Origin of the sequence: Streptococcus mitis, from assembly GCF_000960025.1 — a bacterium.
Lineage (GTDB): Bacteria > Bacillota > Bacilli > Lactobacillales > Streptococcaceae > Streptococcus > Streptococcus mitis_DH.
This window is the reverse complement of the sequence record NZ_JYGQ01000004.1, coordinates 589,343-600,194: the sequence shown is the minus strand read 5'-3', so window position 1 is coordinate 600,194 and position 10,852 is coordinate 589,343. Positions and strand designations below refer to the sequence as shown.

Sequence of the window (10,852 nt, the reverse complement as noted above, 5' to 3'; positions counted from 1 at the left end):
CAAAGGTCTTTGTCACTTACTTCTCTCAAGCGACAACTATATTAGTATATCACAGCCGCTTTCGCTTGTCAACACTTTTTTGAAACTTTTTTAAATCTTTTTTCATCAAGTGCCTCAACCACAACATACCATAGTCCGTACGGGATTCGAACCCGTGTTACCGCCGTGAAAAGGCGGTGTCTTAACCCCTTGACCAACGGACCGGAGTTGTTATTTTCAACTCTTACTATTATACCGACTTTTTCTGACTTGTCAACACCTTTTTTAAACTTTTTTATTTTTTGCATGGCTTCCTAGTGTGTACGGATATCAAACTCCTTAAACACAATACGTAAGTCTCTTAATACTCTTTGACGCCCTCGGAAGCGTTCATGTCTTAAGACGCGTTCTAACTCTTCTTGTTGCTCTTTACTTTGTTTGCTTCTATAATCTCTTAGTGTCTCATGAAAGAGATAATAATCATCTAGCCACAGACCTCCCTCACTGATACGATGACTAATCTCACCTACTTCTTCATAGGGTTCTTTATCATATCTTCGTTTTTGACTTTCCTGCTTACGGATATAGTCTAGAATTCGATTCCGGAACTTAGTTTTGAAGTATTTCCTTAAACGAGGAATATCTTCTGCCAGCTCTTCTTCTCTACTGATCAATTCATGTAAGCAAATCATTCCCTCTTGGTCCCAATCCGATAGTTCCCATAAATGCAAGTAATATTCATTTCTACTCTTATACACAATTCCCTGGACTTCTTTATACAATTCTTTAAACATAACGTCCCCCTTTCTAGATACAGTCTAACAGATTCAGAAACACTTTTGGCACATTTCCTCCATTCTGTTCCCTACACCGTCTAAACTGCACAAAAAAGAGAGGTCTTGCCTCTCTCAGGGTTATTTTTCGTCATTCATTTTTGACTTTACTTCATCATAAGATAATGCATGAGATTCCTCTTCTACGGTTTCAGGCATCTTTCCTGTTTCATAAAGAGCTTTAATTTGTGTACTATCCAATGTTTCGTATTTCAATAATGCTTCTGCAATCAACTTGTGAGTTTCACGATTTGATTGGATGATTTCAGCAGCTTTATTTCGTGCTTCATTTAATAATGAACGAACTTCTTCGTCAATTTCATAAGCTGTTTGTTCTGAAATTGATTTTTGAGGACTCTGTGCACCAAACATAGCATGGTTTCCTTCATATTGTACTGGGCCAAGTTTTTCACTCATACCGTACTCTGTAACCATTGCACGCGCCATTTGTGTCGCTTGTTCAAAGTCGTTTGAAGCTCCTGTAGTTTGGACGTTAAAGATAATTTCTTCAGCTACACGTCCACCCATTAAACCAGCCAATTGCTCTTTCATATCTTCTTTAGAAAGAAGCATTTGGTCTTCCTTAGGAAGTGCAATCATATATCCTCCGGCACGTCCACGCGGTACGATGGTAACTTTATGCACAACACGAGCATTCGACAAGACTAGACCAACAATGGTATGTCCTGCCTCATGGTAGGCAACCAATTCACGTTCTTTTTGTGAAACTGTCTTATCTTTCTTAGAAGGACCAGCAATAACTCTATCTTCTGCTTCATCAATATCTGAGGCATCAATTACTGATTTATTGCGACGAGCAGCAACTAGAGCTGCTTCATTCAATACATTCTCTAAATCAGCACCAACAAAACCTGGAGTTTGTTGGGCAACTAATTTCAAATCAACATCTTCTGCTAAAGGCTTGTTCTTAGCATGAACTTTCAAGATTGCTTCACGACCTTTAACATCAGGGCGACCAACCAAGACTTTTCTATCAAAACGTCCTGGACGCAGAAGGGCAGGGTCAAGTACATCTGAACGGTTTGTCGCAGCAATGACGATAATCCCTTCATTTCCTTCAAAACCATCCATCTCAATCAAAAGTTGGTTCAAGGTTTGTTCACGTTCGTCATTTCCTCCGCCAAGACCAACTCCACGTTGACGTCCAACAGCATCAATTTCATCGATAAAGATAATAGCTGGTGCTGCTTTTTTGGCATCTTCAAAAAGAGAACGAACACGACTAGCTCCAACTCCGACAAACATTTCTACAAAGTCAGAACCTGAAATACTAAAGAATGGTACACCTGCTTCTCCGGCGACTGCTTTAGCAAGCAAAGTTTTACCTGTTCCCGGAGGTCCCTCCAAAAGAACACCTGCTGGAATACGGGCTCCAAGTTTTGTAAATCGTTTTGGATCTTTTAAAAATTCAACAACTTCAACTAGTTCTTGTTTTTCTTCCTCAGCTCCAGCAACATCTGAAAATCTTACTTTAATATCTTCTTTATTTGCAGCTTTAGCCTTACTACGTCCAAAACTCATCGGGTTACGGCTATTATTTCCTCCCATATTTCCCATCATAGAGAATAGGAAGAAGAATAGAATACCGAATGGTACAATGGATACAAGAATATTAATCCACATACCACTCGAACTTTCATGCTTAATAGTTACTTCCGCTTTATGGTCAGAAGCAAGCTTTTGCAATTCTGATACTGTAGTATCTGAAGGAAGAATAATACTTGAAAATTTCTCTACTGTTGTAGCAGAAGGAGAAAAGAACTGAATGCCTGTTTCTTCTTTACTTGTTTTAGGATTTTTATAAACACCTGAAACCTCGATAACACTGCCATTTGGTTGGTAAGTCAATTCTTTTACATTGTCATCGGTAATTTCTTTTACCAATTCTGTATAATTAATTTGCTCACTTTTCCCTGCAACACTACCTGTACTAAAATACTGGTAAGCTGTAACTAGGAAAAAAATAAGTAATAACCATAGAAAAGGATTTTTAATTAAACCATTATTTTGTTTTTTCATTAAAAATTGTTCTTTCTAATTTGAATACACTTCTTCTTTCAATACTCCAACATAAGGAAGGTTACGATAATTTTCTTTGTAGTCTAAACCATAACCTACTACAAACTCATTTGGGATAGTAAAGCAGGTATAGTCAGCCTCAATTTCTACAACACGTCCTTCTGGTTTATCCAACAAGGTTGCAATGTTAACAGAAGCTGCTTCTCTTGCAATAAACATATCTCGCAAATTCTTCAAAGTTTGACCTGTATCAATGATATCTTCTACAAATAAAACATGTCTTCCTTTGATGTCTTGAGTTACATCTTGCTTGATATTGATGACACCGCTACTTGCTGTTCCACCATGATAGCTAGAAACCATCATGAAGTCCATTTCAATATGTGTGTCGATATGTTTGACTAATTCAGCCATAAAAGGAATAGATCCTTTTAAAATCCCAACTAAGATTGGATTTTTTCCTGCATAGTCTTTAGTGAGTTGGGCACCTAATTTTTTAGCAGCTTCTGTAATTTCATCGTGTGAAACGAGGATTTTTTTAATATCGTTTTCTAACATTTTTTTACCTATCTATTTTTTCTATATAAAGTACAGTGTTCATTATATCATTTTTCGTGTTTTTACTCAAATTACTGGTCGCAATTCCCAAAATTGAGACAATTTCACCAAATTGCTCAATAATCAGAGCTGATTTTCGCTTTTCCATAGGGATTTTCAAATCAATAAATAGACGTCTGAGTTTTTTTCTATGCCCATTTTGAATCAAAAAATCTCCTGTTTTTCGATGACGAATGTGTATTGATGTTTCCCGTGAAACAGGTACCTGCTGAATTAATTCACCATCTAAAGGAAGTCCAAAGGAAAATAAATATCCTTGATAAGATACCTGATTTTGATAGTGTAACACAAGTTCATCTTCCTTTTCATCAGACTGAGGACTGATTTTACAAATCCGAAACTGTTGATACTCTTTTACTAATTCATAACCATTTTTAAGCGGATGACGATACTGGCTTTTAGTTTTTAAAATTTGTCTAACTTCTTCAAACTGAGCTTTTGTAAGATTCAAATCTGGAAAACTATTCAGATAAGTTTGAAGTAAAACTCTTTGTGTTGACTCAGAATAAGAAAATAACTGTTGTAAATTTTCCACATCAATATTCTTTGATAATTCAGCTATAGCTAGGTCATAATCTAAAATTTCATTGCCGATGCTTAAGATTGCATCTCTAAATCTAGGATTTTCTTTTTCTAATTCTGGTAAATAAGAATTTCGAATACGATTGCGAAAATAATGATTTTCCTGATTTGATGTATCTTCAAAGTGAAAAATTGGTGGAAAGTCTTTTTTCTGAAAATGCAAGAAGGGACGAATGATTTCTATCTCTCCGACTACTTGCTTCTCCTTAATTCCTGATAGATAGCGCAAACGAGTTCCTCGAATCAAGCGCATTAAAATCGTTTCCACCTGATCATCAGCATGGTGGGCAGTGACTAAAGCTGTCGCACCTGTCTTTTTCATGACCTCTTGAAAAAAATCATAACGAAAATGTCGAGCACGTGCTTCTGAAAATTCTCCTGAAAAATTGCTGTTATAAATAGGAAGCTCTGCTTCAGCAGCTAACTTCCTTAATTCCTGTTCTTCCCAATCTGATTCTACTCTCTGCTTATGATTCACATGAGCTAGAATCAATTCAATTTCTAACTCTTTTTGATACGTAGATAACACCTTAAATAGAAACATAGAATCTAATCCACCAGAAAGAGCTAGCATCACCTTAGCATGCTTTTTGAAATATCCCTTCTTGAGAAAATGATTTAAAAAATCTTGTTTCCTCATTTTAGAACCTCATAAACATCCTTGGCTATCTTAGAAATCGTATCATAATCAGAATTTTTAGTGAAAATAGAAAGAATAAATGGAGAATCTGCATAGACAACACCTGTATCATGCTTAAATTCATCCGCATCTCCAATTTTATGAGCTACTTTAACAGAAACACCTTTGGTAATTCTCTCATTATCAAAATCTGTTTTAGTCAAAGAATCCAATACAAATCCATTTTGATTATAAACAGCTTCCATAACTTTCCCAGCCATTTTAGAAGAAATCAATTTTTCTTTTGAATCCCAATCATCTCCCATAATAGCAGACATCTTGGATTTAAATGTGGCATCAGATTGGTTTGAAATGTAATATCCCAATAAATTATGAGCTACATTATCAGATTCTTTTGATACTTTCGTAATTAAATCCTTTAGAGAATACTCTTTATTATCCTCTTTTTTAGGAAGACTACCACTTCCTTCTGGTTTATAGGAACCTGGAAAATCATTGACTGCAGATATGTATTTTACAGTCGTATCTAACTGATAAAGACCTTCATTTATTTTTTCTTGCGCATAATAGAGATAAGGTAGTTTTAAAACACTAGCTGCATACATCTTTTCATCTTGATTGATACCAGCCTCTTTTCCAGTAGTCAGTTGCTTAACATAAATAGAAAATGAATCCTTCTGATATTTTTCCGATAACATTTCTTGAACTTTACTCATCCGATTATCTTCTTCAGAAGTTGATTCTTTAGCTACCCATCCAGCCTGATCAATATGTAGAAATTCTCTTCCTTCTACAAACATGGTCTTATCAATTGATACTTGCGAATAAGCTGATAAGGATGATTTCACTTCTTTTAAATCATAAGGACTATTGTACAGTTTAAAATCAGATTCTAACCATACTTTTTTTATTGTTGGAGTTACCTCTGATTGATCATATAAAAATCGTTTGTCCGCAGCAATAAATTGATGGTTGGATAACTTAAACACTGGAATTCCTTGTTTATTTAAGCGCCACTCGGTTATTTGAAAACTTGTTTTGGGAGTCAATTTTCCAGTTTCTACCACTAAATCTTCATTCGCATAAACAGGAACTTCTCCATAAACCATAGGAGAATTTAGCTTTTCTCTAAAATAAATACCAAAGTCAGATTGTGAAAGGTAATAAATTTCTTTCGAAGTATAGACGACTTCTTTTTCTGTGCTAACGACTTTTGAAATAGTCAAAAAACTCGGTAGCAACAAAATAATTAAGAACTTACGCATTCTTCCTTTCCTTTTCTTCTTGTAAACGCAATAATTGATTTTTATCAGCCAACTCTTCCAACTTTTCATCCGATAGACTCAAAAATTGCTCAATTACGTCTAATAAATTTTCCATTTTATCACCTTGGGAGCAAGTCAGGAATCGTATAAACAGCTTCCCGATTCTTAGAATAATAATATTTTGCACGCATGTATTTAGCAGCGTAATCTTCATCTTTCAACTTTGTGGCAAAAGCTGTCTCTTTCTCCTTTTCCTCACTCAAGGTTTGATACTGAGTTTGCAAGTCTGATAACTGTTGACGTCTTTGGAGTAATTGATGATAGCTTTGAGCAAGATTATAAGTTGGTAAAATGAACAATAAAATCATCAAAATAAGAACCCAACCCATGAAACGATTCCGTTTTTGTCGTTCTTTCATCAGATAGCGACGACGTTGGTGTTCATTTTGAATAAAAGAATTATTCAATTGTACGATATTTTTAGACATTTTCTTCTACCCGTGTTTCACTGATAATTTCATACATGCCTGCTGCATCTTCTTTTTTTGTACTATCTTTCATCTCCAGTACTTTTACAAGTAGCAACTTATTTCCAAAACGAATTTCAACTTGGTCATTAACTTTCAAATCCGTTGAACTTTTTGCCAAGATTCCATTTACCTTGATTCTACCTTTATCTGCTACTTCTTTTGCGACTGTACGACGCTTGATAATTCTTGATACTTTTAAATATTTGTCTAATCTCATTTTTATTACCTCAAATTATTATTGTATCATTTTTATCTACTTTATAGAAGAAAAATGTTAAAGGGAATTGCCTTCTTTCGACACTTTTATCTCTAATAAACTTTCTCCAAAAATGAGCATACCTTCTAAAATTTCATAGTCCTTCTTGTTTCGAACATAAAATACAACTTCCATTAATCCCTTATTCTCAGCTATGGCTGCTTTTAAGTTCGTTGCGGATAAAGCTTTAAAATAATCTTGAGCCAAGAACAATCGCTTAGTAATTTTTTCAAATTGAACTGTAATCTTATTTTCTTTTCGTTCCACACGTTGAACAAAGACCTTGTCAAGATAAGACTTAATCAAACCAATCTCTAAAAGATAGGCTACTACGTCTGGGTACTCTCCAAATCGGTCCATCAACTCTTCTTGTAACTCTTCATAGTTGACACGGTTGTCAATTTGACGAATTTTTTTATAAATTTCAATCTTATGTCGTTGGTCTGAAATATAAGTATCAGGAAGATAGGCATCAATTTGTAAAATCAATTCGGTATTTCCTTTGGTTCTTGTATTCCCATTACCATGTCGTTTAGCAATAGCTTCCTCCAATAACTGCGAATACAATTCAAAACCAACAGAATCAATGAAACCAGACTGGGATTTTCCTAAAAGATTTCCTGCTCCACGAATCGAAAGATCTCGCATTGCAATCTTAAATCCAGAGCCCAATTCTGTAAATCCTTTAATCGCTTCTAATCTCTTCTCGGAGACTTCACTGATTGATTTTTCTGGACGATACATGAGATAGGCATAAGCAATACGATTACTACGACCGACTCTTCCTCTTAACTGATACAAGGTTGACAAGCCCATATGATCCGCATTTTCAATAAATAAAGTATTGGCATTTGGAATGTCCACTCCTGTCTCAATAATGGTAGTTGTCACCAAAATATCATACTGACCTTCAATGAAATCCAGTAGAGTATTTTCTAACTGAATCTCACTCATTTGCCCATGAACATACCCAATCGAAGCCTCTGGAATCAACTCCTGTAATTCTGAAACCTTCTGGTCAATTGTGTCAACTTTATTGTAAAGATAGTAAATTTGACCTCCACGTTCCATTTCACGCAATACAGCATCACGAATCACACTATCATTCTTTTCTAAAACATAGGTTTGCACTGGATAACGATTAGTCGGCGGAGTTTCAATAACAGACAAATCTCTGATTCCCAACATAGACATGTGAAGGGTACGAGGAATTGGCGTTGCTGTCAAGGTCAGGACATCTACTTGTTTTTTCAGTTCTTTCAAGGTTTCCTTATGCTTGACACCAAATCGCTGTTCCTCATCAATAATCATCAAGCCCAAATCAGCAAACACAACATCTTTTGACAAAACACGATGGGTTCCAATCAAAATATCAACTTGACCGTTTTTCAATTTTTCAAGTGTTTCAGTCTGCTCTTTTTTACTTCTAAAGCGACTCAATACATCAATATTAACTGCAAAATTTTGGAATCGTTCCTTAAAATTCGTATAGTGCTGTTGCGCTAAAACCGTCGTCGGAACTAAGACGACAACCTGTTTGTGATCATTGACTGCCTTAAAGGCTGCACGCATAGCAACTTCAGTCTTTCCAAAACCAACATCCCCAACTAAAAGTCGATCCATTGGCTGAGAAGCCTGCATATCTCTCTTGATTTCCTCAACACTACGAAGTTGATCATCCGTTTCAACATAAGGGAAGGCATCATCAAAAGCATGTTGATCCTCATCATCAGCTGAGAAAGCAAAACCCTTCAACTGGCTGCGCTCAGAATAAAGTTTGATTAAATCGTCAGCTATATCCTCTACCTGGTTCTTAACTTTTTGCTTGGCTTTTTTGAAATGACCGTCATTTAATTTATTGAGTTTAGGAGCTTTACCGTCACTTGAAACGTATTTGGAAAGTAGATGAATCTGTTCCACTGGGATAGAGATTTGATCCCCGTTTTGGTATTGAACACTGACATAATCACGGTGAATCCCTTTGATTTCAATTGTTTCAATCCCTAGATATTGACCAATTCCATGGATATGGTGAACAACGTAATCTCCTTTTTCAAGTTCATTGTAATCTTTTAATCTCTCTGCGTTTGAAACATGTTGTCTTCGAAAACGACGTTTCAATTTCTTTTGAAAAATCTCATGTTCAGTTATCAATAAAACCTTTTCATCTACAAAATGAAAACCATGTCTGAGATTACCCTCAATTAAGTTTACAGATTCTTTACAAACACTTGACTTATCTCTAGAATCCAATTTAATCTGGTATTCCTCTAAAACATCCTCCAATGTTTTACTTCCCATTGAATTGCTAGACTGCAGGATAATAGTATAATCCATTTTTTTGTATCGCTCAATTTCTTCTTTTAGAAAAGAAAATTGATTGAAAAACTCCTGCATAGGATATTGATTAAATTGATAAATTTGGTCAAACTTGAGATTGCCTAACCCCTTTTGCAGATTAGAGAAAAAGGTAACCGGACTCTGTTTTTTATAGATTTGCTCTGTATCTGCAAAATACTGCATCTCAGAAAATGCTTTACTGTTCTGTAATTCTTCTGTAAAGTATTGTGCTAACTCCCTTTCAAAGACTTCATACTGATTCATCAATTTCTGATAATCATCAAAGAATACTGGGGTATCTTTTTCAATATAGTCAAAGACAGTCCATGTCTTTTCATAGCACAAAGATAAAAACTTCCGTGAATCTGAATGTATTTGTTTTTGGTGAAAACTTGAAAGAATTTCTTCTAGATAGGATTTCAAAATCGGTGATAACGTTTTTGAAATTTGTTTTTCTAAAGCTGACTGTCCTCGTTGATAATCCTTTTCTCTCAAAAACATATCACTAGCTGGAAAGATAGTGAGTTCTGTCTGATTTTCTTTCGATAATTGTGTTTCGACTTCAAATAACCTAATACCATCAATTTCATCACCAAAAAACTCAATTCGGCAAGGTTCTAACTGGGATATTTCAAAAATATCTAAAATATCTCCTCGTATACTAAACTCTCCCTGAGTTTGTACTTGCGTAACTTTTCGATAGCCTATCTCTTTTAACTGATGGATAAGTGCGTGTTGGTCATATTCTTCACCAACTGTTATTTTTACAATACTATCTTTAAATGCATTGGGAGACGGTAAAATCAATCGACTTGCTGCGATATTACAAACTAAAATCCCTTTCTTAGATGAATCAGTCAAAAAACGCAAGGCTTCAACCCGTGAAATGATTTTTTCTTGTGAAGACATCAAAAACTCGACCATAGGGGAGTCATCTACCAAAAATGGATAGACAAGTTCCTCACCCAAGATAGATATAAGATCACTAACAAGTCCTTCGGCTTCTCCATAAGTTGACGTCAATAACACAATCTTATCTTCCTGTCTCAAACTACTAGCAATTGCTAAAGTTTTTGTAGAAGTTGACAAGCCTAAGATTAATTGTCTTTTCTTATCTGTCAGATTTTGATGCCATTTTTTTATCTGATCATTTTCTGAGAATAAATCTAATAAGGTCACCATTTATCCGTTATACCTCTGCATCGTTTTTTCAAAGTTTTTCTCTTGTAAATAGTAGTTTACAGAATCGTCAACTTTGTCAATAGACTGTAAAATACCAATATAATCATCCTTGTCAAAGGTACTCAAAACATGGTGAACAACTGACATGCCATTTTTAGGTCTTCCGATTCCAATTTTAACACGATTAAAGGTTTGGGTTCCAATATGTTGAATAATAGACTTGATACCATTATGACCACCTGCTGAACCTTTTGCTCTTAAACGAATTTTCCCAACTTCCATGTCAAGGTCATCGTAAATGATGAGTAAATCTTCAATATCCAAACCATAATAAGTCAATAAAGCATGAACCGCTTTTCCACTTTCATTCATAAATGTCGTTGGTTTGACCAGATAAATTTTTTCTCCATTTAGGAAAAAGGATGCTAGGTCAGCTTGAAATATCTTATCGTGTGTAAAAGTGACATTCTGTTTCTTCGCTAGTTGGTCAATCAACATAAATCCAACATTGTGTTTGGTCTCAAAATATTTATCTCCTGGATTTCCTAATCCTACAAGTAATTTGGTCATTTATTTTTCCTTTCAAA

General features: G+C 35.1%; 10 protein-coding genes and 1 tRNA gene. All 11 read right to left on the bottom strand.

What is annotated here, in order from left to right; translation table 11 throughout:
* Positions 1–131 precede the first annotated feature (131 nt).
* The 11 genes from TZ91_RS09830 to pth all read right to left on the bottom strand — a co-directional run bounded on the left by TZ91_RS09830 (position 132) and on the right by pth (position 10,835).
* Positions 132–203 (bottom strand) — tRNA-Glu (locus TZ91_RS09830).
* Positions 204–293: 90 nt separating this feature from the next.
* Complete coding sequence (locus tag TZ91_RS09825) at positions 294–773, bottom strand: transcriptional regulator (RefSeq protein WP_045597652.1); 480 nt, start codon at positions 771–773, stop codon at positions 294–296.
* A 120-nt stretch (positions 774–893) separates the two neighbouring features.
* The gene (gene ftsH, locus TZ91_RS09820; protein ID WP_033687641.1) at positions 894–2,852 is read right to left on the bottom strand and encodes an ATP-dependent zinc metalloprotease FtsH; all 1,959 of its coding nucleotides are present in this window, start codon (positions 2,850–2,852) and stop codon (positions 894–896) included.
* A gap of 15 nt (positions 2,853–2,867) precedes the next feature.
* Entirely contained in the window at positions 2,868–3,410 is a 543-nt protein-coding gene (gene hpt / locus TZ91_RS09815) for a hypoxanthine phosphoribosyltransferase (RefSeq protein ID WP_000892176.1), read from the bottom strand.
* A gap of 4 nt (positions 3,411–3,414) precedes the next feature.
* Positions 3,415–4,692, bottom strand: coding sequence for a tRNA lysidine(34) synthetase TilS (gene tilS / locus TZ91_RS09810; RefSeq protein ID WP_033687638.1), 1,278 nt, complete (start codon positions 4,690–4,692; stop codon positions 3,415–3,417).
* Positions 4,689–5,957: a serine hydrolase gene (locus TZ91_RS09805; RefSeq protein WP_033687636.1), complete on the bottom strand. Its 1,269-nt coding sequence runs from the start codon at positions 5,955–5,957 to the stop codon at positions 4,689–4,691. The genes tilS and TZ91_RS09805 overlap by 4 nt, the downstream gene beginning before the upstream one ends.
* Positions 5,950–6,072 (bottom strand): SP_0009 family protein, encoded by a 123-nt coding sequence (locus tag TZ91_RS10770; protein ID WP_000429334.1) that lies wholly within the window; start codon positions 6,070–6,072, stop codon positions 5,950–5,952. The genes TZ91_RS09805 and TZ91_RS10770 overlap by 8 nt, the downstream gene beginning before the upstream one ends.
* Positions 6,073–6,076: 4 nt before the next feature.
* The gene (locus tag TZ91_RS09795) at positions 6,077–6,445 is read right to left on the bottom strand and encodes a septum formation initiator family protein (protein ID WP_000041905.1); all 369 of its coding nucleotides are present in this window, start codon (positions 6,443–6,445) and stop codon (positions 6,077–6,079) included.
* Positions 6,438–6,704 (bottom strand): RNA-binding S4 domain-containing protein, encoded by a 267-nt coding sequence (locus TZ91_RS09790; protein ID WP_001234978.1) that lies wholly within the window; start codon positions 6,702–6,704, stop codon positions 6,438–6,440. Before TZ91_RS09790 ends, TZ91_RS09795 begins: the two co-directional genes overlap by 8 nt.
* A gap of 57 nt (positions 6,705–6,761) precedes the next feature.
* Positions 6,762–10,265 carry a transcription-repair coupling factor gene (gene mfd / locus TZ91_RS09785; RefSeq protein WP_033687633.1) on the bottom strand — a complete coding sequence of 1,168 codons (3,504 nt, stop codon included), beginning with the start codon at positions 10,263–10,265 and terminating at the stop codon, positions 6,762–6,764.
* On the bottom strand, positions 10,266–10,835 hold the full coding sequence (gene pth, locus TZ91_RS09780) for an aminoacyl-tRNA hydrolase (protein WP_000163936.1): 570 nt from the start codon (positions 10,833–10,835) through the stop codon (positions 10,266–10,268).
* Positions 10,836–10,852 lie beyond the last annotated feature (17 nt).

Bases quoted from the DNA above. Each gene is read 5' to 3' on its own strand.
- TZ91_RS09825 (WP_045597652.1), bottom strand. From the start codon at position 773: ATGTTTAAAGAATTGTATAAAGAAGTCCAGGGAATTGTGTATAAGAGT.
- ftsH (WP_033687641.1), bottom strand. From the start codon at position 2,852: ATGAAAAAACAAAATAATGGTTTAATTAAAAATCCTTTTCTATGGTTA.
- hpt (WP_000892176.1), bottom strand. From the start codon at position 3,410: ATGTTAGAAAACGATATTAAAAAAATCCTCGTTTCACACGATGAAATT.
- tilS (WP_033687638.1), bottom strand. From the start codon at position 4,692: ATGAGGAAACAAGATTTTTTAAATCATTTTCTCAAGAAGGGATATTTC.
- TZ91_RS09805 (WP_033687636.1), bottom strand. From the start codon at position 5,957: ATGCGTAAGTTCTTAATTATTTTGTTGCTACCGAGTTTTTTGACTATT.
- TZ91_RS10770 (WP_000429334.1), bottom strand. From the start codon at position 6,072: ATGGAAAATTTATTAGACGTAATTGAGCAATTTTTGAGTCTATCGGAT.
- TZ91_RS09795 (WP_000041905.1), bottom strand. From the start codon at position 6,445: ATGTCTAAAAATATCGTACAATTGAATAATTCTTTTATTCAAAATGAA.
- TZ91_RS09790 (WP_001234978.1), bottom strand. From the start codon at position 6,704: ATGAGATTAGACAAATATTTAAAAGTATCAAGAATTATCAAGCGTCGT.
- mfd (WP_033687633.1), bottom strand. From the start codon at position 10,265: ATGGTGACCTTATTAGATTTATTCTCAGAAAATGATCAGATAAAAAAA.
- pth (WP_000163936.1), bottom strand. From the start codon at position 10,835: ATGACCAAATTACTTGTAGGATTAGGAAATCCAGGAGATAAATATTTT.